Here is a 26,389-nt window from a genome sequence, read left to right as displayed (position 1 = left end):
ACTTAAATGGGATGATTGTATGTTTGTAACAACTGCCGGTCGTACAAATCAAGAAATGACAGATAAGGCCAAAGAAATTGCTGTAACTTTAGGAGTACCGTATCTTCCAAGAAAAAAGAAATCAATTATCCAATTGCAATTAAAAGCAAACAGTGACTGTCTTGTGGTCGGGAAAGATCGTGTAGAGCTGTTTGAAAAAGGCTCCACGCTCCCATTCTTTTTCCATCCCAATTCTGCTATGTTTCGCATCAAGCGGCTGCTAAGCGGGGAGAACGATCCATTTGCCGATGCAGCACAACTAACTGAAGGTATGACTATTCTTGATTGCACTCTTGGCCTAGCTTCTGATGCAATTGTCGCAAGCTTTCTAGTCGGAAAGGGAGGCCATGTTACCGGGCTTGAGGGACATAAATACCTTGCTTATATTGTGCAGGAAGGACTTAAAGTATGGGATCCTGGTCTGCAAATTATGAAAGAAGCGATGGAAAAAATTACTGTCATTCAAAGTAAGGCACTTGAATTTTTAAAGACGCAGCAAAATGATTCGGTCGATTGTGTTTATTTTGACCCAATGTTTGAGGAAACGATTCTAGAGTCTGATGGTATTAAGGGGTTAGGCCAATTTGCCATCCACGATGATTTAACAGAGGAATCAATAATAGAAGCATTGAGAGTCGCGAAAAAAAGGGTTGTCCTGAAAGACTACTATAAGAGTCAGCGCTTTGAGAGGTATGGTTTTATTGTCAACCGTCGAAAAAGCGCAAAATTTCATTTTGGAATTATCGAAAAAAACTGAGAGACACGGGCTTTCAGTTTTTTTAATGGAATTTATTGATAGAAAAAGAAAATTCAGAAAAAAGTTGAAACTGATTTTTCCATTTTTGCTAAAAAAGAAGTATAATATTTTGTAAGTATTTATTTAGTTTGAAACGAGAGAAAAAAGGTGTGATTTAGGTATGAATAAGTGGCTTCGAAAATCGCTGTTTGTAATGGTTTCCATTTTAACATTTGGTCTCGTAACTCCATCCCAATTAATGAATCAAGTGAATGCTGATAATTTCAAAGACCGGGATGCCTTTGAAGCTTCTTCACCTGAAAATAGTTTTACGCGAAAAAATCAATTTCTTGAAGAATCAGAGTTTAACAGAGAACAGTTTATGGAAGATCTAATTAAGCAGGCAGAAATGCAGTCTTATCAAAAATTTGGCAGTAGAATTAAGCCAGTGATTGAAAATGAATTCCGCGAAATTATTTTGCCAAATATTGAAAAAGCACTTGATGAAACTGCCTCCCAATTCCCGGAAGAAGATATAAAAAATCTTTCCATTACTGAGCAGCCTAGTGCCGGACATTCTGAAAAAATATTTAATATTAAAAATGGCGAATCAGGAAAAGATATCTTACGTTTTCATGTTCGACGTGATAATCCGCCTCAAGAAGGATTCTGGTTTAATTTTCATTACCATACATACCACGATGATTTCCAAAGTCATCATGATTTAGGATCCATTTATTGGGCAAAAAATACACCACCAAAATGGATGAGTTAGCTAGTTTCGATTTAAACGAATGGGTAATGAAAAATTTTATTATAATAAAATGAAACCTTTTTAAGAGAAATGCGTAAATAGACTATTACCAAAATTGGAGGAATGAAAAATGGCAGTAAGTTTATCTAAAGGTCAAAAAGTAGATTTAACCAAAACAAATCCCGGGCTGACGAATGTTGTGGTAGGACTTGGCTGGGACACCAATAAATATGATGGTGGACATGATTTCGACTTAGATTCATCCGTATTTCTTTTAGGGGATAATGGCAAAGTATCGAACGAAACGGACTTTGTTTTCTACAATAATCCACAAGGAGCAGGCGGCGCTGTTGTACATACCGGAGACAATCGCACAGGTGCTGGTGAGGGTGATGATGAACAAGTGAAAATTAATTTGACAACGGTTCCTGCGAACGTTCAACGGATTGCTTTTACAATTACCATCCATGAGGCTGAAGGCAGAAATCAGAACTTTGGTCAGGTTTCAAACGCATATGCCCGGATTTTCAATGAAGCAACAGGTGAAGAACTTATTCGGTATGACCTTGGTGAAGATTTTTCAATCGAAACGGCCATTGTTGTTGGCGAATTATATCGTCATAATGGAGAATGGAAATTCAGCGCGATTGGCAGCGGATATCAAGGCGGCTTAGCTGCATTAGCAACTGACTTTGGTTTATCAATCGCTTAATAGATATGAAATTATAAACCCGAGACAATCTAGGAGGAATTCATTTACATGACGGTTTTACAGCATATTTTAGACACTTATGCCCAGTTTTTCAATTGGGAAATGTGGGGAGAAGTGTTATCAAATCCGGTAAGCTGGGGGCTTATTGGTACACTTGTTATACTTGAAGGATTACTTTCTGCCGATAATGCTCTTGTTTTAGCGGTAATGGTTAAACACTTACCGCCGGAAAAACGTAAAAAGGCTCTTTTTTATGGTTTGTTAGGCGCCTATGTTTTCCGATTTATTGCAATTGGAATCGGGGTTTTCCTCATAAAGTTATGGTGGGTGAAAATCTTAGGGGCAGGATATCTCGCTTGGTTGTCCATTAAATATTTCATTGATAAGCGAAGAGCTGCTGGAGCAGAAGATGAAGAAGAAGCGCATGGAATGAATCAAAGCGGATTGTTGATACGTTTATTTGGCACCTTCTGGGGAACAGTTATTGCCGTTGAATTAATGGATATTGCGTTCTCTGTGGACAGCGTTCTTGCGGCCTTCGGTGTCAGTGAAGAGATTTGGGTTTTATTAATCGGCGGTATGCTTGGTGTGTTAATGATGCGTGGTGTTGCAGGTGTATTTTTAACATTAATTGACCGAATCCCTGAACTGGAAACTACTGCCTATATTTTAATCCTGATCATTGCCACAAAAATGCTTCTAGCTGTAGCTGGAATTGATATGGGACATGTGACATTCTTTATTATTCTTTTAGTTACATTTGCGGCTACATTTGTTATTCACTATATGAATAAGAAAAAGGAAGCCAGCAAGGAAACCAATTCATAATATTTGACAAAAATGGGGAGCTGACGAAAAGTCCGTCTCCTCTATTTTTTACCTAAAAGAGGAGTAAGGGTTATGGAATTTTTTACATACTTTTATGAGGATGAAATAGAGCGGTTTTTCTATCAAAAACCACAGGTATTTAATAAATATTCAAGCCGAGAATTGTTATCCTATGGTTTAGGAGCGACTCTCTATATGCCTGCCACACGCTCTAACATTCATCAGGAAATCCTTTCAAAGAAGCATGAAGGTTTAACATCTCTCGTCATCGACCTAGAAGATGCGGTCGGTGATAATGAAGTTTTTCAAGCCGAAGGACTGCTTATCAAAGAGATGTTAAAATTATTCGCAGAAGTAAATAAGGGATTTTTAAGCTTTGTTGATCTACCACTGTTGTTTATTCGAATTCGTAACCTTGAGCAGCTTAAGCGAGTAACCCAAAAGTTAGGGCCAGCGACTAATCTTTTGACAGGGGTTGTTCTCCCTAAGTTTAGCGCCGAAAATGGCACGGACTTATTAGAAATGGTTCGCGAGATTCACTCAGAGAAGAATCCGTTTTATGCGATGCCAATCTTAGAAACTGCTTCTGTCATCCACAAGGATACGAGAATGGAAGAATTAATGAAGATTAAGCAACTTCTCGATCGTTATAGAGAGCACATTCTGAATGTGCGGATAGGGGCAACGGATTTTTGTGGTTTGTATGGGATTCGCAGGAGTGCAGACACCACTGTATATGAGATTGCCGTTTTAAGGGATTGTATCTCTGATATTATCAATGTCTTTCAACGATTTGATAGTCCCTATGTAGTATCTGGGCCAGTTTGGGAATATTTTTCAACTAAAAAAAGGATGTTAAAGCCGCAGCTCCGCCAAACTCCCTTTCGTGAAAGATATGGTGATGATGGGTTAAAATGGAGGGCTCAGTTAATTGATGAAAATATGGATGGGTTGATCCGTGAAATCCTTATGGATATTGCCAACGGTATAACAGGAAAAACGATTATCCATCCTTCGCATATTAAAATTGTTCAGGCTCTAAATGTAGTTTCCTATGAGGAATACATTGATGCATGCAATATAGTAAGTGCATCAACAGGAAAGATCGGTGTCATGAAAAGTAAATTTGCGAACAAAATGAATGAAATTAAGCCACATTATTATTGGGCAACGAAAATTCTCTTAAAATCAAAGCTTTTCGGGGTGTTACATGAAGAATTCACCAACATTGACCTTATCAAAAAAGAAGTATACGTTTAATATCCTTGACTCCATCGAAACGGTAATAGAGGTAACAGAAAATCCATATAATCTGCCAATCGAAGAGCTCTTTACCATGGCAGCACGAATCAATAAGAAGCGCTCATTCTTGTTTGTCAGTAAAGTGTTAGGTAAGCATTTACCGATTGATCCTAATAAAGGGCTTTTGACAGCTGCTCTTTTAGCTGCCAGATTTGGAGAATCTGTGAAAGGTTTAAATTGTGTTGAAAAGGAAAAACAGATGTCTGCGTTTCTTGCGGGTGATTCCTTTAATATTCAAGCCTTTATACCGCCTGCCATTAATCCCGTAATCATTGGTTTTGCTGAAACGGCGACCGCACTTGGGCATGCCTTTTTTGACTGCTTCCAGGCTGGCGAATACTTCCACACAACCAGGGAAGAGCTTATCAAGGAAAATCCTAAAATAACCTTTGAAGAAGAGCATTCTCATGCGACATCGCATCGCTGTTATATACCTTTAAGAATGGTGCAGAATGAACGGGAGATTATTTTAGTAGACGATGAAATGACAACTGGAAAAACGGCAATAAATATTATTGAATCAATCCACCGCAAATTTCCGAGACAGGAATATACGGTCGTAAGTATTTTGGATTGGCGTTCTGAAGAAGATAAACAAAATTTTTCACGACTGGAGCAAACTCTAGGGATAAAAATTAATGTCATCAGCTTGATATCTGGTTTTGTGAAAGTGCGGCAATTAAAAGAAATTGAACAGCAAAAACCCAAACAAGAATTATCCGATCGGCGAGATCCGATTGTTGAAACTGTGGATCTTTCAGCCTTTTTTACTGCCACTGGATTTTCCTCTGCTAATCAGGAGAACGGGGCAGCATTTATAGAGGAGACGGGACGATTTGGCATGAATAGTTGTGAAAATTTCGCTTTACATAGAAAGGTTTCTATTGCTGCCACATTCCTAACAGGGAAAAGAACGGGAAAAAAAACACTCTGCCTAGGAACGGGAGAGTTTATGTACCTTCCAATGAAAATAGCATCTGAAATGGGCAGTGATGTTTATTATCAATCCACCACAAGAAGCCCGGTCTATATCGAAAATGTTGAAGGCTATGGGGCAAGATTTGGTGCGAACTTTCCAAATCCCGAGGATCAGGAGATTGCGCACTTTGTTTATAATATTCCACCAGGTCATTACGATGAGCTATTTATTTTTTTCGAAAGAGAAATAGAATATGAGAAGCTGAAACCAATGCTAAAGCAACTACTGAACACAGCAATTAATTCAATTAAGATTGTCTTTTTTTCGAAGGTCAGAGGTGAATAAGATGCAAAAGGGACTCAACAAACCGGCAAAAATCGGATCCTATCACGAAGAGGACGTGCTTTTTTTATTAAAGGATTTAAGCGGGATAAAGCTGGAGGATTCTGCAATGAATCGCGAATCGATGATCCAAGCTGGGGGACATTATAGTGAATCCCTGCCAATTGAATACCAGCCGCCTAATGAATACGTAGATTTATTCTGGAAAACATTGCACGAATACAAATATAAAGTGGCGATGTGTGTTGGGATTGTTGCTGAGCAAATCTACCGATTAAAAGGAAATAATGCAATCCTCGTTTCCCTTGCACGTGCAGGAACACCTGTGGGGATTTTAATCAAGAGATATATTAAATTGCGCTACGATGTTACCCTGCCGCATTACAGTATTTCCATCATACGAGATCGGGGAATTGACGAAAATGCAATTTCCTATATTCATAATGAGCATCCCGATGGGTACATTCAATTTGTTGATGGCTGGACAGGCAAAGGGGCTATATCTATAGAATTAACAAAGGCCTGTAAGGACTATGAAAAAAAATACGGGATGCCCCTCGATGATACACTTGCTGTCATTGCGGACCCTGGTTATTGTACTACTCTATTTGGAACAAGGGAGGACTTCTTAATTCCAAGTGCTTGTTTAAACTCCACTGTTTCCGGGTTAGTGAGCCGAACGGTTTTGAATGGCCAGTTCATCGGCAAGGATGACTTTCATGGTGCAAAATTTTATCAGGATTTACTTGCTGAAGATGTTTCGAATGAATTTATTGATGTTATTACGCAACAGTTCCCTATTGTTTGGGAGGAAGCAACACAGGCTGCTTCGAAAAAGAACTATGCAGAAATTGAAACAGGCTTCCTGGGGATGGCCGATGTGATGAGAATTCAAGAGGAATTTTCAATCCAAAGCACTCATTTTATTAAACCTGGAGTCGGTGAGACAACGAGAGTTCTTTTGCGCAGGGTTCCCTGGAAGATTTTAATGAGGGACCCTTCAAGTCCATTTGTCAAACATATTCTCATGCTTGCTGAAGAAAAAGGGGTTGAAGTCGTGCCATATTCTAATTTGAAGTATTTATGCTGCGGCCTGATTAAATCGGTGAAGGAGATGCAAAAATGATTTTTGCATCTGACCTAGACCGTACCTTGATGTATTCCAACCGGGCAATCGAAGAGCTTGGTGAACCACGTGGCACTATCCTTAAACCAGTTGAGCAAAAGAATGGAAGTTGGCTTGGCTATATGACAGAAGCCTCCTATTTTGTTTTAAAAGAGCTTTCCAATCAAAGTTTGTTTATACCGGTAACAACGAGGACAACCGAACAATTTAACCGGTTTGTCATATTTGATAACGAGATTCCGATTAAATATGCTATAACCGCTAATGGTGCCCATATCCTTGAAAATGGCGTGCCGCTGTTGGCTTGGTCGAACCATATTCAGAGCCGTATACAAGCAGAGTCGATTTCTCAAGCCGAATTACTCTCCATTTTGCGTAGGGAAGGTTTTCGGCTCAATGGGGAAAAGAAGCAGGCAGAGGATCTATTTTTCTATTACATATTAAAAGATCTTCCTGATACGTCCGAAAAAGAAGCGATTCATAAGATAACAGTAAAATATGGCTGGAGGATTTCCCTGCAAGGAAGGAAGCTCTATTTTATACCGAAGGCAATTAGTAAAGGAAGCGCACTTGAATATATTTGTACCCGTGAAGGGATGAAAGCAGTTGCAGGTGCAGGGGACTCCATTCTCGATTGGGATTTTCTGCAGCACTGCCAGTATCGATTCGTGCCAAACCACGGAGAACTTGCAAAAGAGTTAGCGAGGGTGTCAGGCACCAATAACCACATTTTAACAAATAGTCGAGGTGTCGCAGCCGGAGAAGAGGTTCTCCAACAGTTTCTTAAACTATTACCACTCAAAATTTAATTTTTGTTAATGGTTTGACTAAATAGGAAATAGTAAAGACATGAAAATAGACTATAGCTGCCAAGGAAGAATAGAATGGACATGGTTAATGAATGTAGAACAGGAGAAAGCAGCATTGTAAAGATGAAGCTGAACACAAATAGATCGAGATAGACAAATAGATCGGAAACCATCACTTCCATTAGGATATCAAGTTCCTCCTGTACGTGTTCAACCCTCGGCCGCTTAAAAAAAAACCTCATTCGTGTCACCTACTTTAGTGTCGTACTCAATAGTATGTAGGGACATGGAAAAAGGTGAAACGCGAGGAATCAGCCTTAAATATTGAAACATTTTTACATGACTTTCGTATAAACAAATGAACCAATTACTTAACTGTGATATGATAATAAGGAAACCTTACATAATTTGCTAAACGGAAAAATAAGCTTTCGCTTTTAGAGGGAAGGGATTATGAATGTATCCACTATTAAATCAGTTAAACATCCGTCCTATTGCTTCCCTCTCATATGAAAATTGGCATGGCATGCTTAAAAAAAAGCTGCCGGAACGGCCAAATTATTCAGTAGAGAATGGAGCAATTCAAATTGGGCAGGTACTTGCAAAGTTTCTCGGAGTACCGATTGACACGGATGAATATTATAACCAGTTATTTGATTACGTCCATAATAAAGAAACGAATCTCCAACTGCTCAGTGAGGAATCACTTGATAAAACCATTAATAATGTTCATTTTCAGGCGGTACAGAGAGTGATCAATATTAATAACGAACAGAAGCTATCTATCAACAGGTTCACGGCTTTTCTTGACGGGGAACAGCTTTTGTTAAAATCAAAGGTGCCGGTGATCCATCGGAAAATAAGAGAAGCGATGATTGCCACGCTGGAGCTATATGCAAGACACGAGTCGGGCGGCCTACAAAGTCATGAGCTAAGAAGGATTCTAGTGGATCTAGTGAAATGGTCAATCAACCATTTACAGCCACAGCTGGAGCTGGCTGACCCACAGCAGGGGATGCCGAAGTTTTTATGGTATGGAGACTATAAAAAAAGTCATCAGTTTTTTTTATACTATTTAACAAAGCTAGGTTGTGATATTGTCATCTTCCATCCGGAAGGTAACGATTTGTTAGCGGGATTATTGGACGAACCGATCTTCACCCATCATTACCAAAATAAACAGGCTGCTGAGCCATTTCCGAAAGAAAAGCGATCAAGGAAAACAACGGTTGCCTATCGGGCATCAAAAGAAATCGAGACAATTTTAAACCAGGAGGGTTCAGGACTGTACAAACCGTGGCAATTACGGGAGTACACGCCATCCTCGATTACATTGAAAACGACATACGATGAGCTGTTCATTCTCAGTAAAGAAATCGCGATGATTCGCCCTAATTTTGAAGTCGGCAACGGAGAAGTCAAAATTCCTTCCATTTTCGCTAAAATCCAGGGGGTTAGTAAAAACCGAAAAGAATACTGGGAGCGGCTGCAAGCTCTTACTCAATTGGAACATAGTTTATTGATTCGAAAGCTTCCCTATACGATTCCAAGTAACAGTGATTTTCGTTTTCATTATCGAAATGCACTCGGTAAGGATGGCTCAATTGATCCCGAAAAAATCAAGAATGCGCACTACTGGCCTTACTCCTTCTTGGCAACTGGACTGCAAAAAGGAATTGCGAATGCTGTTAGGAGAATTTGTGAAAAACCGGGTTTAGAGCCGTTGCCGATGGAAGGACCTGAAGATGTGAAAATGTATTTATTTACACAGGCGATGTTTATGCCCAAAAACATCATTCAATTGATGGAGCGGTTTGATTATTCTCAGCATGTTCCGAAATTAATCATTTACAATAATGAATCGACTGGACCACTTTCAAGGTCTGATGCGGCACTGCTGCTGCTTCTTAATCAATTTGGCATTGATATTATTCTTTATAATCCTCCGGGGCATAATGATATCGAAAATTACCTTGATGAACGATTGTTTGATAAACATTGGCTTGATGATGTTGTATTTGATCTAGAATTCAAAGAACCGTCGCTTTTCAAAAAAGGACTGCTTCAAGGAATCTTAAAAAATCTAAGGGGAGATTAACCAGTGAATTTTTCGCCAAACCCAGCCAGCGGTTTAACACCTGCGAATGCCGAGGATGTCCTTTCGGAAACAAAGGTTTCCGATATCAAACTTGCACTTCGCAAAGAACCGGAAATTCAAAATTTAGCCCGCACCATTGATGAGCGTGACCAAATTCAAATATTAGAGTTTGGGAAAGAGCCGGCGGTGCAAATTTCCCGTTTTTCCGATCAAATTTTAAGTAATATGCGGACGACGAAAGTAGAAGATTCAGGCGAACTATTAAAACAACTTGGCCGCATCATGGATAAATTTGATGCTAAGGACTTTCAAAAAACGTCAGGAGGCATTTTCAGTAAGCTCTTTAAAAAGGGCGAAAAAATGGTGGAAAAGCTATTCGGAAAATATCAGACGATGGGGTCCGAAATTGATAAAGTATATGTGGAAATTTCAAAGTATCAACATGAAATGGTCGACTCCACAAATATGCTGGAGCAAATGTATGAACAAAACTACCAATACTATTTGACACTAGAAAAATATATTGTTGCCGGTGAATTAAAGGTCGAGGATCTGAAGAAAAATACACTGCCACAGCTGGAATCACGTGTGGCTTCTGGGGATCAGCTTGCATCCATGCAGTTGGATTCAATGAAGAATGCAATTGAATTGCTAGAGCAAAGAATATACGATCTAGAAATGGCTAAGATGGTTTCCTTACAGACAGCACCACAAATCCGCTTATTACAAAGGGGAAATACAAAGCTGATTGGCAAAATCAATTCTGCCTTTGTTACGACCATCCCTATTTTTAAAAATGGCTTAATTCAAGCAGTAGCAGCAAAAAGACAAAAGCTTGTGGCAGATTCCATGAGTGAGCTGGATCGCAGAACAAATGAAATGCTGCTAAAAAATGCTCAAAACATTTCGCAGCAAAGCACTGATATTGCGAGACTTGCAGGCGGTCCGAGCATAAAGATAGAGACGATTGAAGAATCATGGAATATTATCATTAAGGGTATGCAGGAAACAAGGACAATTGAAGAAGAGAATAAACGGATGCGCATTGAAGGTACAAAAAGATTAGAACAGCTGCAGGACAATTTTAAAAAATTGAAACAATCATAGTTCCTATATTGTTGATATTCTGAAAAAATTCATAATTGGAGTGATTGGAATGGCAATTAATTTGCAAAAAGGTCAACGGGTAGATTTAACAAAAGGCAATCCAGGACTTTCTAAAATAATGGTAGGATTAGGCTGGGATCCAGTGCAAAGCGGAGGGGGCGGCGGCCTGTTCGGCGGTTTATTCGGTGGCGGCGGTTCAGCTAACATTGACTGTGATGCATCTGTGATTATGTTAGGTGCAAATGACAGACTGCAAAACAATAAAGATGTCATTTATTTCGGAAACTTAAAAAGCAATGACGGCAGCGTCCAACATACAGGTGATAACCTGACAGGGGATGGAGACGGTGACGACGAACAGATTATTGTCGATTTAGCTAGAGTCCCTTCCACTATCCAGAAACTTGTTTTCGTTGTAAATATTTATGATTGTGTAAAAAGAAAACAGCATTTTGGCATGATTAAAAATGCGTTTATCAGAATCGTAAATCCTAACAACAATCAAGAGCTTATCCACTATAACCTAACCGATAATTATGGCGGGTTGACATGCCTTGTGACAGGTGAGATTTATCGTCATGGTAATGAGTGGAAGTTTGCGGCAATCGGAAGCGGCACAAACGCAGCCAGTTTGAGTGAAGTGGTAAGATCATTTAGTTAATTAGGAAAAAAGCTCATAATGAGGTGATTTGTTTGGGTATTAACCTATCTAAAGGACAAAGAATTGATCTAACTAAAACAAATCCAGGGTTAACAAAAGTTATTGTCGGCCTTGGCTGGGACACGAACCGTTATCACGGCGGACATGATTTTGACTTGGATGCTTCAGCGTTTTTAACAGATGCAAATAGTCGTGTGACGCAGGATTTGGATTTTATTTTTTACAATAATTTGGTTCACTCTTCAGGTTCGGTCGAACATACAGGGGATAATCGGACAGGGGAAGGTGATGGCGATGATGAACAAATCAAGATTGACTTTAGTAAAGTTCCTTCCCATGTGCACCGGATTGCAGTTTCAGTAACGATTCATGATGCTGAGGCAAGGAACCAAAATTTTGGTCAAGTCTCCAACGCATTTGTTCGGCTAATTGATGAAGAAACGAATCGTGAAGTGTTAAGGTTTGACCTTGGTGAAGACTTTTCCGTTGAAACGGCAGTTGTCATTTGCGAGCTATACCGCCATAATGGCGATTGGAAATTCAACGCTGTAGGCAGCGGCTTCGCTGGCGGATTAGCGTCTCTCTGCCGAAACTTTGGATTGGAAGTGTAAATCCTTTTTTACAATGAAAGCTGCCGATGTTGGCGGCTTCTTTGTTTGGATAATCTCCCACTTTTACCTTAAATGCCCCAATCTTTCTAGCTGTCTCCCATGATATAATACTATTAACTATAGACTAAAATGGGGAATGTGTATGCGAAAGTGGGTCATTTCAATTATAATTGCCGGGTTGTTTTTATCGTCCATCACGACATCACAGGCTTCATATGATGGAATAATGCTTGATGACTTCCCGAGAAATTCAATTCTCTGCCAATCTATTAAAAATAACAAATCTATAAACCAACTAAATCAAATAATTGTCCTGCCGAAACAATCTTTCGACCAAAGAGAAGCTGCAGCTATGATTACACGAATCGCACGATTACCAAGCACCCTTATGGAAAAAATCAAACAAAACGGAATTAAGGTTAAACTGTTTACGGGAAGGCTGACGGAGAATCCAACGGCAAGCCAATTAACAGGACAAGTACCAAGAGGGTATCAAGGTAATATTACATGGGATGATGTCCCCGGCATTGGTGGTTCCAAATTGGTGCTGGCTAAAATTGGCTCCAGTGAAAGTGGAAAGGGACATGGTTCCGTAAATTTAGAATTACATGAACTGGCACATTCTATTGATCGTTATGTGTATGGAGAAATCAGCTCTTCGAAGGAGTTCCAACCAGTTTGGAAAAGTGAGCATGAGCAACTGTTTCCAGGGAACAACTACTTCCTTTATCCTGAAGAATATTTTGCAGAAACATTTGCGATGTTCAACTTAAACAATGAAACAAAAGACCAATTACAGTTACACGCACCATTAACATTTAATTTTATTAAAAACCTTCACTAAGGTCATCGTGATTGTTAAAATAGAATGATATGACTGGCAGTTAAGGAGTGTCCAACGTGAAACAATATTTAGAACTTTGTGAGCATGTATTAAAAAATGGAACTGTAAAAGGTGATCGTACCGGGACAGGTACCATCAGCACCTTCGGTTATCAAATGAGATTTAATTTGGAGGATGGCTTTCCTCTGGTAACAACGAAAAAATTACATTTAAAATCGATTATTTATGAATTGCTGTGGTTTTTAAAGGGTGATACAAATGTTCGGTACTTGCAGGACAATGGAGTGCGTATTTGGAATGAGTGGGCTGATGAAAATGGTGAACTTGGTCCCGTTTATGGACATCAATGGCGGTCGTGGACAGGTGCGGATGGGAAAACAGTTGATCAAATCAGCGAATTAATCGAACAAATAAAGACAAACCCAAATTCGCGGAGGTTACTAGTCAATGCCTGGAATGTGGCAGAAATTGATCACATGGCGCTGCCACCGTGCCATTGTATGTTCCAATTTTACGTGGCCGATGGAAAGCTTTCCTGCCAGCTTTATCAACGATCAGCGGATGTATTTCTAGGTGTCCCGTTCAATATCGCCTCTTATGCGCTTTTGACCGTAATGATTGCTCAGGTGTGCGATCTAAAACCGGGTGAATTTATTCATACATTTGGAGATGTTCATATTTATCAAAACCATCTTGATCAAGTAAAGCTGCAAATGGAACGGGAGCCGCGAGCTTTGCCAATCCTAAAAATCAATCCGAATGTAAAAGACATTTTCTCATTTGAATTTGAGGATTTCACATTAGAAGGTTATGACCCGCATCCACACATCAAAGGAGTGGTCAGCGTATGATTTCCTTTATTGTTGCAATGGACGAAAACCGTGCAATCGGAAAAAACAATCAGTTGCCATGGCATTTACCAGAGGATTTAAAGTTTTTTAAACGAGTGACAATGGGACATCCAATTGCCATGGGAAGGAAGACACATGAATCAATTGGCCGCGTCCTTCCAGGAAGGGAAAATATTATCATTACCCGCCAGTCTGGTTACACATGTGAGGGATGCACTGTTTTTAACTCAGTGGATGAATTTGTTAAGTATTGCCGTAAGCAGGATGATGAAATTTTTGTTATTGGCGGGGCGGAAATTTTTAATGAAACATTTCCATTTGTTGACCGTCTATACATAACCTTTATTTATGAAACATTTGATGGAGATACCTTTTTTCCGGAATTTACTTTGGACGATTGGGAATTATCCTCTTCTGAAAAAGGAATCCGTGATGAAAAGAACCCTTACAATTATGAATTTAAGTTATATGAACGAAAGGTATAGCCTAATGAAAGAAGCATCAGCCCTTTTGCTGATGCTTCTTTGCAACTTATTAGGTGCCACATTATAAATATGTCCCATTTAATTCATATTCTGCCAATTTCGCAAGCATACCTCTGAATTCATGTGGATGGCAAAATTCTTCTTCATGGAAATGGGCCTTTACCCAGGCAATTAATTCAATTGGACTATTGAAATACTCTCCACTCCGGTCACTTTTACGAATGGTATATCTCCCGTTGTCATCATCAATTGTTACCTCAACAGGGAGGGCTCCATCAAAACTGCATAGTGAAAATTCCATCCTCATCACATCCAATCCATAGGTTTATAATATTCAATAGTATATGTTCCTATTCTTCAAATTATATGCAAAAAACCCCTAGTTGTCAAAATATTTTAAAAATTTCATTAACAAATTGGACATTGACTTAAGCCATTGTAATTGTTAAATTGACTATAGTGATTGAAAATGCTAAATATCACTTTAAAGGTATTTTTTTTGGATTTTGTGAAATTACTATGAATTATTGCGGATAATTTACTCAAATGGCTTTTTCAATACTATAATCATAGTAGAAACATACAACATTTAAAGGGGATGTAAATCCATGTTTTCTAATATTGGAGTACCGGGATTAATTTTAATTTTAACTCTTGCTTTGATTATTTTTGGCCCAAAGAAGCTGCCAGAGATTGGAAAAGCTTTTGGACAAACATTAAAGGAATTTAAAAAGTCTACTCGTGAACTGACGGACGATGTTATGGAAGACATCAAAGAAGAAAAGAAAAACTTGACTAAATAAGGTGTGAGATTTGCGTCTTGCACCTTTTTCTTCTCGATGTTAAAACTATAAGGATGCGTGAAAACATGTTAATTTCCTAACGGCCGTATTAAACGAAGTGGGAGTTTCATTCACGTGCCCTTTTTCAACCTTTGAAATTGGCAGGGGAAGTAATATGGAAGATAAAGAATTAAATTTAGTTGATCATTTAGAGGAATTGCGCAAACGAATTATCATTTCGGCATTGGCATTTGTCGCCTTTTTTATCGTTGGTTTTATTTATGTCGACGATATCTATAAATGGTTTGTCGGCAATCAAAAATTGCTCGTTCTTGGACCAAGTGATATTATGTGGATTTATTTCATGCTTGCAGGTGTTGTTGCGATAGCAGGAACGATTCCCGTCCTGGCATTGCAAATTTGGATGTTTGTCAAGCCCGCATTGAGACCGATAGAAAGAAAAATAACGCTATCATATGTACCGGCATTATTTCTTTTATTTATTAGTGGCCTTGCTTTCGGCTACTTTGCTATTTTTCCAATGGTCTTAAACTTTTTGGTGAACATTGGGCAAGATATGTTTGTCACGAACTTCACTGCCGAAAGGTATTTTAGCTTTATTTTGAACATGACACTGCCATTCGGAATTCTGTTCGAGCTGCCCGTAGTGGTTATGTTTTTAACTTCACTAGGAATTATTAATCCGTTTGTGCTGGCAAAAATTCGAAAATATGCCTATTTTGTCTTGATTATTATTGCTGTTGTAATAACACCGCCAGATTTTATGTCTGATTTTGTTGTTACCTTGCCGCTTTTACTTCTTTATGAAGTAAGTATCAATTTATCGAAGTTTGTCTATCGAAAACGTTTAAAGAAACAGCAGGACGCCGAACAGGAAGAAGAGAAGGAAGAAGCTGTTGAAATATAGTATTTACGATAAAAAGACCTTAAGAGATTTCATTCTCTTAAGGTCTTTTTGCGTTGAATATATTATTGTTTCCAACATAAAAAAAGAAAATATTGTAAAAATGCAGTTAAGGATTCTTTGTGTACTTTTTGGAAAATTCAGGACGAATTGCCTATATGTATACTACAATTTTCTTGAAATCAAGTATTACATATTTTTAAAAGATAAGTGGAGGGGTTAGCGGATGAAGAGACAGAAAACAGTATATGATGCCGCAATCGACCATGGCTTTAGCCGGCGGGACTTCCTTAAAATGTGTACGGCATTAGCTGCTGCACTAGGATTGGAGTTTACGCAGTCCGACCAGGTAGTTAAAGCCATGGAAACAAAGGCAAGAATACCAGTTGTATGGCTGCAATTCCAGGATTGCACCGGATGTTCCGAATCATTTATTCGGTCATCACAACCGAAGACAGAAAGCGTCTTACTAGAAATGATTTCATTAGAATATTCTGAAGTGCTTTCTGCACCATCCAGTCATCAGGCCGAAGCTTCCATGAAACAAGTTTTAAAAGACTATAAAGGAGAATATTTACTGGCGGTGGAAGGAAGTATCCCTGATGATGATGCCTTCTTAACGGTCGGAGGTCAATCGGCAAAGGAAACATTCCTCGAAATGGCTGCAGGAGCCAAGGCCATTATCGCTTATGGTTCTTGTTCATCATGGGGTGGAATTGCAGCCGCACATCCGAATCCAACTGGTGCTAAACCGGTCACAAACTTTGTAAAAAATACACCAACTATTCTTGTTCCGGGTTGTCCGCCAATAGCTGAAGTGATGACGGGTGTAATTGCTCATATTATTACATTTGGAAAATTACCTGAGCTGGATCATTTCGGCCGGCCGAAAGCGTTTTATCGCCATCGAATCCACGATAAATGCAACAGACGTGCATATTTTGATGCAGGCTTGTTTGTTGAATCATTTGATGATGAGGGGGCGAAACAAGGATATTGCCTATATAAAGTGGGCTGTAAAGGGCCGACAACCTACAATTCCTGTGCCGAGATGCGCTGGAATGGCGGGGTAAGCTATCCCATTCAATCAGGAAACCCCTGCTTTGGCTGTTCTGAAAAGGATTTCTGGGATAACGGTCCGTTCTATACAAGGAGAGCTAAGATACCTGGAACACAAACAACGATTAATCCGGATGCTGTCGGCTTGGCAACCATCGGCTTAACCACAGCTGGTATTGCTGTTCATGCAGCAGGGACAGTTATCAAGAGAAAGATTGATGATAAACGAGGTGAAAATCATGAGTGAACGTATTGTAGTTGATCCCATAACAAGAATTGAAGGTCACCTTCGCGTAGAAGTAGATGTTGATGAGAATGGAGTCATTAAAGATGCATTTAGTTCAGGTACATCTGTCCGCGGACTCGAATTGATTGTCCAGGACCGTGACCCGCGGGATGTCTGGGCATATGTCCAAAGGATTTGCGGAGTATGTACAACGGTGCATGCACTTACATCGATTCGAGCAGTAGAGGATGCCTTAAAAATAAAAATTCCAAGAAATGCCCATTTAATCCGTGACATTATGAACGAAGCTCAATTTGTCCATGATCATGTGGTTCATTTTTACCATTTGCATGCTTTGGATTGGGTGGATGTAGTTAGTGCAATCAATGCCAATCCGGCAGAGACCTCTAAACTTGCGCAGTCGATTTCAAGCTGGCCAAAATCATCCCCAGGATACTTTACTGATGTGCAAAATAAAATAAAAAAACTGGTTCAAAGCGGTCAGTTAGGGATTTTTGCAAATGGCTATTGGGGTCATAAAGCCTACAAACTACCTCCAGAGGTGAACTTACTTGCCGTTGCCCATTACTTAGAGGCATTGGATTGGCAAAAGGAAATTGTCAAAATTCATACTATTTTTGGCGGAAAAAACCCGCACCCGCATTACGTTGTGGGAGGAATGGCCACACCCCTTGATATTGATAGTGATAACGGTGTGCATGCAGAAAGATTAATGCATGTATCACAAATTATTGACCAAGCGCGCGAATTTGTCACCCAAGTGTATATTCCGGATTTGCTCGCAATCGTATCATTTTATAAGGACTGGACATATGGCGGCGGCTTAAATAATTATTTATGCTATGGCGATTTCTCAACTGGTGATATTTATGATACAAAGCTATATCGGATGCCGCGGGGAATTGTCTTAAATGGCAACTTGAATGAGGTGTTAGATGTTGACTTGAAAGACCCTAAGCATGTACAGGAATTTATTGAACACTCCTGGTACACCTATGATGGAAAGCAGGGGGGCGAAGGAAAGCATCCGTTTGAGGGAGAAACGACACTTAATTACACTGGTCCAAAGGCTCCGTTTAAAACATTGGATACCGCCAAACAGTATAGCTGGCTAAAAGCTCCACGTTGGAAAGAGCATCCAATGGAAACGGGGCCGCTTGCGAGGATGATTGTCGGCTATGCTGCTGGTAAAGAAGAGATTGTTACGATTGTTAACGATACATTGAAAAAACTTGACCTGCCAATTACGGCGTTGCAATCAGCTTTAGGCCGTACGGTTGCTAGGGGTCTTGAAACAGTATTAATCTCGGGCTGGTTACGCGATGACATGGACGAATTATTACAGAACGTGAAGAGCGGCAACCAAACAACATTTGACCGTTCCAAATGGGAACCTGGCACCTGGCCTGAACGTGTGAAAGGTGTAGGCTGGATGGAAGCACCACGCGGCGCACTTGGTCACTGGATTGATATTAAAGATGGAAAAACGTATAACTATCAAGCTGTTGTTCCTACAACATGGAATGCCTCACCACGAGATCACAAAAATAAAGTTGGTGCTTATGAAGCGGCCCTTAAAGGCACTCCGATGTTAAATAAAGAGCAGCCGCTGGAAATCATGAGGATTATTCATTCATTTGATCCGTGTCTAGCCTGTGCCGTTCACTTAACCGATTTGGAAACAAATAAAACGACTGAAATTCGTTTAGGTTAGGAGGTGGGACAATGGGTGCGCCAAAATTACCGACTAAACCGCCTGGCCCTTTCCCTAAAACTCCCTTGATCAACAGCGAGAATTCGTTTCACCCTGAAAGACCTATTGTTTATAGACAGATAAAAAATGAAGTTAGAGCATACGTTTGGGAATTACCCGTAAGGATATTTCACTGGTTAAATATGATTGCCGTTTTTATATTAATGGGAACTGGAATTTACATTGGAAAACCATTTGCATCCGCCGGGATTCCTGAGGAAGCCTATTATTCTAATCTAATGGGCTGGATGAGATATATTCACTTTTTTGCGGCTTTCATCTTCGTAATTAATCTTATGTTTCGTTTGTACTGGGTTGCGGTCGGAAATAAATTTGCGACTTCGAATCCGTTCAGATGGATATTTTGGAAAGAACTATTTGAGGCTGTTAAATTTTATTTGTTTTTGAGAAATAAAAAACCGCACTATGTTGGACATAATCCGTTGGCCCAGTTAAGTTACTGGATATTTATCGGACTCGGCTCATGGATTGTTATGTTAACCGGATTCTATATGTATTTTGAGCCGCAGCCAGAATCATTCTGGGCAAAATTATTTATCTGGATTCCATACCTATTTGGCGGTGATAGCTATTCGATTCGTTCTTGGCATCATCTTGCCGCGTGGGGATTTATGTTGTTTACGGTCATTCACGTTTATTTAGCCGTCCGTGATGACTATCTTGATCGAAATGGCTGTATATCGTCCATGTTCACAGGTTATAAAACAACTACAAAAAAGTCAGTTGGTGAAAAGGATGAAGAATAGACTAATAGATAAGAAAATTACGATTTTAGGTATTGGCAACACCCTCTTTTCTGATGAGGGTGTTGGCATTCACCTTTTACCCTTGCTTGAGGATGTTTTAAAAGAGGATGAAAATGTTGAAATTATCGAAGGATTAACAGATGGGATGAAATTGCTCGGACCTGTTGAGGATGCTGAAAACCTTATTATTATTGATGCGATTAATGCTGGCAAGGAGGGCGGTACAATCATCAAGCTGGAGGGGGATGAAATTCCAGCCTATTTTGGAGTGAAAATGTCAATCCACCAGCTTGGTTTTCAAGAAGTGTTGATGGCAGCGAAAATGCGGGATCGCTATCCGAAGGAAATAGTCATGTTTGGAATGCAGCCAAGCTCACTCCAATTAGGGATTGGACTGACAGAAACCAATCAAAGGAATCTTGAAGGACTTGCTTATGTGGTAGTGGAACAGGTTAATCGGTGGAGAAATTTGAGATGAGACGGGGAGAGTTTTTGAAGGAAATGGCTGGGAGCCTTTTCTGTACGGCAAAGTCCGTTTATGAGCCCTTTTTTCATGAGGATTTAGAAAAAATGGAAGCAGCGGCAGACCGGGCTTTTGGTATCACATGGCTTCCTATCATAAAGAAATATGAGGTAATCGAAAATCCTGAAATGAAGTTTATTAGCGGGCAGCCCGTAATAGTTACTCGTAATGGAACGAACATGCAGGCATTTGATGGAGTGTGTCCTATATGTTCGAATATTATTAACCTAACCGCACTATATTCAACTGGAAAATGTTTAAATTGTCAAAAAGAATACAATTTTAAGACCCATTCAGGTGAGTTACAGCTTAAATCTTACCCATGTAAACAGAAGAATGAAATGTATTATATCGGATTCCACAAGCATCAGAAACAAGGTGATGGTTATGCATGAAATGGCATTGATGGGAGATATTCTTCGGCTTGTACAAGAAAATGCTGCAGCAAATGGAATTCAAAAAATAGAAAAGGTCGAATTAATTGTTGGCGAGATTGCAAATGCCATGCCAGATGCTTTACGGATGGCGTTTGATCTATTCCGTGACCAAAATTTGCACATTTTTACTGAGAGTGCCGAACTTGTGATTCATCTTGAGGAAGCAAGGGCAAAATGTGTCCTTTGTGGTGAATTGTACAGGCCCGATCAAAAAATTGCACGATGTCCAAACTGTAACGTACCTGCTGGAAAGGTGCTGGCAGGAGAGACATTCCAGATTTTATCTTACGAGGGGTGCAACGGGAAATGAAAGTGACACTTAGAACAGATGTTTTAACCAATAACAACAAGGCTGCAGAATTCAATCGCGAGCTTTTCCAAGACACAAATACATTGGTAATTAACCTTATGAGTTCTCCTGGAGCCGGAAAGACAACCCTTTTAGAAAAAACGGTCAGGTTTCTTTCAAGGAAATATCGCATTGCTGTCATTGAGGGCGATTTAGCAACGGAAAGAGATGCTGACAGAATTCGAGCAATGGGTGCAAAAGCGGTACAAATCAATACCCATGGAGGCTGCCATCTTGATGCCAGAATGATTGCTGCGGCATTAGGGGAATTCGACCTTGAGGAATTCGATATTCTCTTTATCGAGAATGTTGGTAATCTCGTCTGCCCTTCAGGATATGACCTTGGCCAGCAGCATAAAGTCGCTGTGTTAAGTGTTCCTGAAGGGAATGATAAAATTCCAAAATACCCGCAAATGTTTATGCGTACGGAACTTGTTTTACTTAATAAAATTGACTTACTCCCATACCTTGATTTTAGCGTGGAAGAAGCCAGAAAAGATTTATCTGAAATTAATCCGGAATCATGCTTATTGCCACTCTCTGCCAGAACACAGGAGGGCCTGCATGAATGGTTTTCATGGATTGAAGGGGCATATGAAAAATGGATAGCGCAGTAAAGATTGCTGTCCGTGGTAGAGTACAGGGTGTTGGTTTTCGGCCGTTCGTCTTCCAGCTTGCTGACAAATACCAGCTAAACGGAACTGTACAAAACAATATGGATGGGGTCAAAATTCATCTTGAAGGGGAATCAGAGAGAATCCAAGCATTTCTATCAAACTTGGAAAAAAAAGCTCCGAGGTTATCTAGAATCGATGAAATATTCACAGCAGAGGTTGAACTGAAAAGGCTATCCGAATTTACTATTATTCCGAGTGAACGATCTGGAACATCCATGCTTGTCATCCCGGTTGAATCCGCTGTTTGCGACGAATGCTTGAACGAAATGAATGACTCGAACGATTTTCGCTATCAATACCCGTTTATCAATTGCACCCAATGTGGTCCCCGCTACACGATTATCGAGGAATTGCCCTATGACAGGCCTGTCACATCGATGAAAAGTTTTCCGATGTGTGATGAATGCCAAAGGGAATACGAAGACATTAAGAATAGACGTCATCATGCCCAGCCAATTGCCTGTCCGACATGCGGTCCAAAGGTGCGATTACTAGATGTAAATGGAGTGGAAGTTGATTCAGCTAATCCCATTAAGACAACGGTACAACTATTAAAAGAAGGGAAAATCGTAGCGATAAAAGGTATAGGCGGGTATCATCTTTGCTGTGATGCTCGAAATGAGCGGGCGGTTTCTGAATTGCGTAAAAGGAAAAATCGGCCTTTGCGGCCGCTTGCAGTCATGGCTGCATCCATTTCGGAAGTGGACGTTCTTGCGGAATTGGATGAAGAAGAACGTCAGCTATTGAAAAGTCCGGAATCACCTATCGTTATATTGAAAAAACAAGATCAATATCCGCTTGCTGAAAGTGTAGCACCGGGAATGGGGACGATTGGAGTAATGCTCCCATATACACCACTCCATCATTTGCTATTTACTGACCCTGAGCTGGTTTGTCTTGTAATGACAAGTGCAAACCCATCAGGGATGCCAATCCTTTATAAGGATGAAGAAGCCTTTCGATATTTAGCTAACATTGCCGATTACTATCTTGTTCATAACCGGGATATTCTTCATCCTGTCGATGATTCGGTTGTGCAAATGAATAATGGAAAGCTTGATTTTCTTCGAAGATCAAGGGGATATGTGCCAGACCCATTTTCGACTCGTCAAGATGTGACAGGAATCGTTGCGTTTGGCGGTCAGCAAAAAACAACGTTTACGATTGGTCGTAATGAGCAGATATTTGTTGGTCCACACATCGGGGATTTAGAAAATGTTGAAACAATAGACCATTATAAACAAGAAATGGACCATCAATTAAAGTGGATAAATATCCCGGAAAATATCGCTGTTATTGATGCCCATCCAGATTATTATGTTCAGAAACTGGTAAAAGAGTTTGATTTTACTGAGGTAATGAAAGTTCAGCATCACCATGCCCATATGGCTGCAGTTCTCGAGGAACATCAAATTTCCGGGAAGACATTCGGGATTATTCTGGACGGAACCGGATTTGGTCTGGACGGAAACATATGGGGATTTGAAATCTTCTATGGAGATGCTTTAGGGTTTGAGCGCATGGCTCATTTACACTATACTCCCCTTCCCGGAGGTGAAAAGTGTATTCGTGAACCGTGGCGAAATGCAGCAGCCATGCTGATCTCGCACCATGGTGAGGAGGGTACTGCTCTTGCCAAGGCTATTTTTACTGACAAAACAGCAGAGATAGATATTTTAAGAAGGATGATTGAAAGAAAAGTTAACACCGTTTTTGCAGGGACATGCGGCAGGCTTTTTGATGCCGTTAGTGCCCTTTGCGGGGTAACGAAGGTTTCCAGCTATGATGGGGAAGCAGCTATCTCACTAGCAGAACTGGCGGACGAACAAGTGTTATACGAGCCCTACTCCTATGAATTAATAGATAAAGAGATGTTAACGATAAACTTTTCCGGGATGATCAAAGAAATTGCTTTAGATGTTCTATCTGGCTTGGATGTCCATCATATAAGCGGAAGATTCCATGAAAGCGTAGTTCAAGCTACTGTCAGTGCAATAAGATATTTGAGCGATAAGAATCCTGGGGCCAAGAAAACGGTAGTTTTATCAGGTGGAAGCTTCCACAATCGATTTTTAAGAAAAAGAATCACGGCTGAATTAAGTAAATACTGTTTTGATGTGTTTGTTCCTGAAAAGGTTCCATGTAATGACGGGGGATTATCATACGGGCAAATAGCGGTTGCCGCGGCAAAGAGGAGTGCTAGCCAATGTGTGTTGGAGTACCAGCAAAAGTAGTGAAAAAGAGGGAATACAGTGCAGTGGTAGATGTTATGGGATCTCAGACGACAGTAGGGACGATTTTTGTACCAGATATTGAGCTTGGAGATTATGTAATTGTCCATGCCGGCCAAGCGATGACTATTGTCGATGAAGGCTATGCGAGACAAAGTGTGGAGGAATGGAGGAGACTCGTTAATGCTCGAAATTCTGAAACAGTCCAATAACCCGGAAATTTGTAAGCCAATGGTCGAAGCCGTTATTGAAAAAGCGAAAGAGTTCCAAGGTAAGTATGGCCGTAAACCAGCCTTTATGGAGGTTTGCGGCTCACATACGATGTCACTTGCCCGAACAGGGGTGAAGCAATGCTTGAAGGATGATGTGAATCTCATTTCAGGCCCGGGCTGTCCTGTTTGTGTAACCGATCAGCAATCGATTGATGCAATGATTGCCTTAGCTGAAGGTGAGAACCGAATAATTTGTACATTTGGCGATATGATGAGGGTGCCGGGATCAAACAACACTCTGCTTGATTCTAAGATTGCCGGTAAGGATATCCGAGTAGTATATGCCCCTGTCGATGCGGTAAAAGCTGCGGAAGAAAACCCTGACAAAGAGGTTATTTTCCTTGGTGTTGGCTTTGAAACGACTATTCCCATCCTTACCTTAATGATAGGAGAGGCGGAAAAACTAGGTATCGATAATTTTACCATTTGGATGACGACCAAACTTGTTGAACCGGCCCTTCGATATTTATTAGATGCCGGTGACATCAATTTGGACGGCTTTTTGCTCCCAGGACATGTCTCTATTGTATTGGGAGAAGATTCATATCAGTATTTGGTTGATGAATATTACATATCCGGGGTTATTACCGGCTTTGAAACAGCAGAATTACTCTCGGGGATTTATAAATTAATCGATTTGGCTCTAACAGGAAGGATAGCTATTGAAAATAATCATCCTGCAGTCGTTAGTAAAACTGGAAATCAAGTGATCCATCAGTGGCTCGAAAAGTACCTAATACCATGTGATGAAGCTTGGCGCGGGATGGGGGTTATTCCGAGAAGCGGTTTAGATTTAAAACCGGAATTCGACCGGTATAATGCGAAGAAACGTTTTTCAATAGACGTAGGGGAGCCTAGAAAAACCAAGTGCCGCTGCGGTGAAGTGATTCGTGGATTAATCAAACCAATTGAATGCCCACTGTTTGGAAAAGCCTGCCGCCCTATGAACCCTGTGGGGCCATGCATGGTCTCGGCAGAAGGCAGTTGTGCAGCCTATTATCAATACATGAGGGAGAGCTTTTAATGGAAAAATATATTAGCTTAGCACATGGTGATGGCGGAGAAATGAGCCATCGGTTAATCAAAGATGTATTTATTGAAGCGTTTGGAGATGGGAATGCGGCCTTGTTTGATGCAGCATCCATCACAATGCCGACTCACAGAATTGCAGTTTCTACCGACTCCTTTGTCATCAAACCCATTTTCTTTCCCGGCGGGTCGATTGGTAAACTTGCAGTAGCAGGGACTGTAAATGACCTCGCCGTAAGCGGAGCAAAGCCTGCTTTTTTAACTTGCGGCTTTGTCATTGAAGAAGGTTTCTTGATTTCCGATTTGAAAAAAATCGTCTCGGATATGGCTAATGAAGCGAGGAAAACGGGTGTGACTATTATTGCGGGCGATACGAAGGTCGTTGAACGCGGCAGTGCTGATGGAGTTTATATAAATACAACCGGAATCGGAATCTATGAAAATAATTTGGGCTGCAGCCTTGAATTTGAAGAAGGTGACGCGATTATTGTATCAGGTACGATTGGAGACCATGGAATTGCAATCTTGGCGGCAAGAGGTGAACTAGGAATAACTGTCCCCATTTCTAGCGATTGTGCTTCATTGAATACAATGTTAATGGAGGTTCTACGGTCTACTGAAGGTGTACGAATCATGCGTGATCCGACAAGAGGAGGGCTGGCTACTAGCCTTGTTGAAATTGCCGAGGACTTTCACGTAACGATGAAGATTAACGAGATTGAATTGCCAGTTAAGGAGGAAGTACATGGAATGTGTGATTTGCTTGGATTTGACCCGCTATATCTTGCCAATGAGGGAAAAGCGATTATGATTGTCGCAAATAAGGATAAAGAAAAAGTAATTGATATATTACGTGGGTTCCGTGAAGGCAGAGATGCTGTTGTCATCGGTTCCATCACCGGTAAAGGAAAAGGACAGCTATTAATAGAAACCCCGCTTGGCTCCAAACGGTTATTAACGAGATTATCAGGAACGATGTTTCCGAGAATATGTTAGAACAAAAGACTTGTTTTTTTTACAGGAAAATTCACAAATATTTTTCTAAACCAAGCATAATTAGACACATTTCGTTTTGAGTTAGGTGTATAATATAATCAAACGGGTGAAAAAGAGG

At 40.3% G+C, this 26,389-nt stretch carries 30 protein-coding genes; 28 read left to right on the top strand and 2 right to left on the bottom strand.

Annotated elements, in window-relative coordinates:
- Positions 1–19 precede the first annotated feature (19 nt).
- From FAY30_RS15535 to FAY30_RS15500, 8 genes are all read left to right on the top strand, one after another.
- Entirely contained in the window at positions 20–796 is a 777-nt protein-coding gene (locus tag FAY30_RS15535; RefSeq protein WP_149870721.1) for a class I SAM-dependent methyltransferase, read from the top strand.
- Between the two features lie 160 nt (positions 797–956).
- The gene (locus tag FAY30_RS15530; RefSeq protein WP_149870720.1) at positions 957–1,550 is read left to right on the top strand and encodes a YpjP family protein; all 594 of its coding nucleotides are present in this window, start codon (positions 957–959) and stop codon (positions 1,548–1,550) included.
- Between the two features lie 109 nt (positions 1,551–1,659).
- A complete protein-coding gene (locus tag FAY30_RS15525) occupies positions 1,660–2,241 on the top strand; it encodes a TerD family protein (RefSeq protein WP_149870719.1) in 582 nt (193 codons plus the stop codon).
- Positions 2,242–2,289: 48 nt separating this feature from the next.
- Positions 2,290–3,069: a TerC family protein gene (locus tag FAY30_RS15520; protein WP_149870718.1), complete on the top strand. Its 780-nt coding sequence runs from the start codon at positions 2,290–2,292 to the stop codon at positions 3,067–3,069.
- A 72-nt stretch (positions 3,070–3,141) separates the two neighbouring features.
- Positions 3,142–4,329, top strand: a complete 1,188-nt coding sequence (locus tag FAY30_RS15515) for an HpcH/HpaI aldolase/citrate lyase family protein (RefSeq protein WP_149870717.1) — start codon at positions 3,142–3,144, stop codon at positions 4,327–4,329.
- Positions 4,280–5,635, top strand: coding sequence for a phosphoribosyltransferase family protein (locus FAY30_RS15510; RefSeq protein WP_190284668.1), 1,356 nt, complete (start codon positions 4,280–4,282; stop codon positions 5,633–5,635). The genes FAY30_RS15515 and FAY30_RS15510 overlap by 50 nt, the downstream gene beginning before the upstream one ends.
- Position 5,636: 1 nt before the next feature.
- Positions 5,637–6,758, top strand: a complete 1,122-nt coding sequence (locus tag FAY30_RS15505) for a cysteine protease StiP family protein (RefSeq protein ID WP_149870716.1) — start codon at positions 5,637–5,639, stop codon at positions 6,756–6,758.
- Positions 6,755–7,567, top strand: a complete 813-nt coding sequence (locus FAY30_RS15500; protein WP_149870715.1) for an HAD family hydrolase — start codon at positions 6,755–6,757, stop codon at positions 7,565–7,567. The genes FAY30_RS15505 and FAY30_RS15500 overlap by 4 nt, the downstream gene beginning before the upstream one ends.
- On the opposite strand, the gene FAY30_RS15495 is transcribed toward FAY30_RS15500, so the two are convergent.
- Positions 7,564–7,809 carry a hypothetical protein gene (locus FAY30_RS15495; RefSeq protein WP_149870714.1) on the bottom strand — a complete coding sequence of 82 codons (246 nt, stop codon included), beginning with the start codon at positions 7,807–7,809 and terminating at the stop codon, positions 7,564–7,566. The genes FAY30_RS15500 and FAY30_RS15495 overlap by 4 nt on opposite strands.
- A gap of 215 nt (positions 7,810–8,024) precedes the next feature.
- Between FAY30_RS15495 and FAY30_RS15490 the strand changes: the two genes are divergently transcribed.
- The 7 genes from FAY30_RS15490 (at position 8,025) to FAY30_RS15460 (ending at position 14,224) form a co-directional block, all read left to right on the top strand.
- Positions 8,025–9,665, top strand: coding sequence for a YceG family protein (locus tag FAY30_RS15490; protein WP_149870713.1), 1,641 nt, complete (start codon positions 8,025–8,027; stop codon positions 9,663–9,665).
- A 3-nt stretch (positions 9,666–9,668) separates the two neighbouring features.
- A complete protein-coding gene (locus tag FAY30_RS15485) occupies positions 9,669–10,772 on the top strand; it encodes a toxic anion resistance protein (RefSeq protein WP_149870712.1) in 1,104 nt (367 codons plus the stop codon).
- Positions 10,773–10,821: 49 nt separating this feature from the next.
- Positions 10,822–11,433: a TerD family protein gene (locus tag FAY30_RS15480; RefSeq protein WP_149870711.1), complete on the top strand. Its 612-nt coding sequence runs from the start codon at positions 10,822–10,824 to the stop codon at positions 11,431–11,433.
- Positions 11,434–11,465: 32 nt separating this feature from the next.
- A complete protein-coding gene (locus FAY30_RS15475) occupies positions 11,466–12,044 on the top strand; it encodes a TerD family protein (RefSeq protein WP_149870710.1) in 579 nt (192 codons plus the stop codon).
- Between the two features lie 142 nt (positions 12,045–12,186).
- Positions 12,187–12,888: an anthrax toxin lethal factor-related metalloendopeptidase gene (locus FAY30_RS15470; protein WP_149870709.1), complete on the top strand. Its 702-nt coding sequence runs from the start codon at positions 12,187–12,189 to the stop codon at positions 12,886–12,888.
- Positions 12,889–12,944: 56 nt separating this feature from the next.
- Positions 12,945–13,739, top strand: a complete 795-nt coding sequence (locus FAY30_RS15465; protein ID WP_149870708.1) for a thymidylate synthase — start codon at positions 12,945–12,947, stop codon at positions 13,737–13,739.
- Positions 13,736–14,224 carry a dihydrofolate reductase gene (locus FAY30_RS15460; protein ID WP_149870707.1) on the top strand — a complete coding sequence of 163 codons (489 nt, stop codon included), beginning with the start codon at positions 13,736–13,738 and terminating at the stop codon, positions 14,222–14,224. Before FAY30_RS15465 ends, FAY30_RS15460 begins: the two co-directional genes overlap by 4 nt.
- A gap of 61 nt (positions 14,225–14,285) precedes the next feature.
- Here the strand turns inward: FAY30_RS15460 and FAY30_RS15455 are convergent, their stop codons facing one another.
- The gene (locus tag FAY30_RS15455; protein ID WP_149870706.1) at positions 14,286–14,525 is read right to left on the bottom strand and encodes a hypothetical protein; all 240 of its coding nucleotides are present in this window, start codon (positions 14,523–14,525) and stop codon (positions 14,286–14,288) included.
- Between the two features lie 307 nt (positions 14,526–14,832).
- Here FAY30_RS15455 and FAY30_RS15450 point away from each other — a divergent pair, with 307 nt between their 5' ends.
- From FAY30_RS15450 to hypE, 13 genes are all read left to right on the top strand, one after another.
- Positions 14,833–15,027 carry a twin-arginine translocase TatA/TatE family subunit gene (locus tag FAY30_RS15450; protein WP_149870705.1) on the top strand — a complete coding sequence of 65 codons (195 nt, stop codon included), beginning with the start codon at positions 14,833–14,835 and terminating at the stop codon, positions 15,025–15,027.
- A 154-nt stretch (positions 15,028–15,181) separates the two neighbouring features.
- Positions 15,182–15,934: a twin-arginine translocase subunit TatC gene (tatC, locus tag FAY30_RS15445; protein ID WP_149870704.1), complete on the top strand. Its 753-nt coding sequence runs from the start codon at positions 15,182–15,184 to the stop codon at positions 15,932–15,934.
- Positions 15,935–16,157: 223 nt separating this feature from the next.
- Positions 16,158–17,237 (top strand): hydrogenase small subunit, encoded by a 1,080-nt coding sequence (locus FAY30_RS15440; protein ID WP_149870703.1) that lies wholly within the window; start codon positions 16,158–16,160, stop codon positions 17,235–17,237.
- On the top strand, positions 17,230–18,951 hold the full coding sequence (locus FAY30_RS15435) for a nickel-dependent hydrogenase large subunit (protein WP_149870702.1): 1,722 nt from the start codon (positions 17,230–17,232) through the stop codon (positions 18,949–18,951). Before FAY30_RS15440 ends, FAY30_RS15435 begins: the two co-directional genes overlap by 8 nt.
- Before the next feature lie 11 nt (positions 18,952–18,962).
- Positions 18,963–19,757, top strand: coding sequence for a Ni/Fe-hydrogenase, b-type cytochrome subunit (gene cybH / locus FAY30_RS15430; RefSeq protein WP_149870701.1), 795 nt, complete (start codon positions 18,963–18,965; stop codon positions 19,755–19,757).
- A complete protein-coding gene (locus FAY30_RS15425) occupies positions 19,747–20,235 on the top strand; it encodes a HyaD/HybD family hydrogenase maturation endopeptidase (RefSeq protein WP_149870700.1) in 489 nt (162 codons plus the stop codon). Before cybH ends, FAY30_RS15425 begins: the two co-directional genes overlap by 11 nt.
- On the top strand, positions 20,232–20,675 hold the full coding sequence (locus FAY30_RS15420; RefSeq protein ID WP_190284667.1) for a hypothetical protein: 444 nt from the start codon (positions 20,232–20,234) through the stop codon (positions 20,673–20,675). The genes FAY30_RS15425 and FAY30_RS15420 overlap by 4 nt, the downstream gene beginning before the upstream one ends.
- Positions 20,668–21,027 (top strand): hydrogenase maturation nickel metallochaperone HypA/HybF, encoded by a 360-nt coding sequence (locus FAY30_RS15415; RefSeq protein ID WP_149870698.1) that lies wholly within the window; start codon positions 20,668–20,670, stop codon positions 21,025–21,027. Before FAY30_RS15420 ends, FAY30_RS15415 begins: the two co-directional genes overlap by 8 nt.
- Positions 21,024–21,683: a hydrogenase nickel incorporation protein HypB gene (gene hypB, locus FAY30_RS15410; protein WP_149870697.1), complete on the top strand. Its 660-nt coding sequence runs from the start codon at positions 21,024–21,026 to the stop codon at positions 21,681–21,683. The genes FAY30_RS15415 and hypB overlap by 4 nt, the downstream gene beginning before the upstream one ends.
- Positions 21,668–23,977: a carbamoyltransferase HypF gene (hypF, locus tag FAY30_RS15405; protein ID WP_149870696.1), complete on the top strand. Its 2,310-nt coding sequence runs from the start codon at positions 21,668–21,670 to the stop codon at positions 23,975–23,977. Before hypB ends, hypF begins: the two co-directional genes overlap by 16 nt.
- Complete coding sequence (locus tag FAY30_RS15400; protein ID WP_149870695.1) at positions 23,950–24,186, top strand: HypC/HybG/HupF family hydrogenase formation chaperone; 237 nt, start codon at positions 23,950–23,952, stop codon at positions 24,184–24,186. Before hypF ends, FAY30_RS15400 begins: the two co-directional genes overlap by 28 nt.
- Positions 24,158–25,270 (top strand): hydrogenase formation protein HypD, encoded by a 1,113-nt coding sequence (hypD, locus tag FAY30_RS15395; RefSeq protein ID WP_149870694.1) that lies wholly within the window; start codon positions 24,158–24,160, stop codon positions 25,268–25,270. Before FAY30_RS15400 ends, hypD begins: the two co-directional genes overlap by 29 nt.
- A complete protein-coding gene (gene hypE / locus FAY30_RS15390) occupies positions 25,270–26,271 on the top strand; it encodes a hydrogenase expression/formation protein HypE (RefSeq protein ID WP_149870693.1) in 1,002 nt (333 codons plus the stop codon). Before hypD ends, hypE begins: the two co-directional genes overlap by 1 nt.
- Positions 26,272–26,389 lie beyond the last annotated feature (118 nt).

It is taken from the genome of Bacillus sp. S3 (genome assembly GCF_005154805.1).
In the GTDB taxonomy this organism is placed as follows: Bacteria; Bacillota; Bacilli; order Bacillales; family Cytobacillaceae; genus Neobacillus.
Note: the sequence above shows the minus strand (reverse complement) of the source record. Positions and strands in the feature narration are given on the sequence as shown.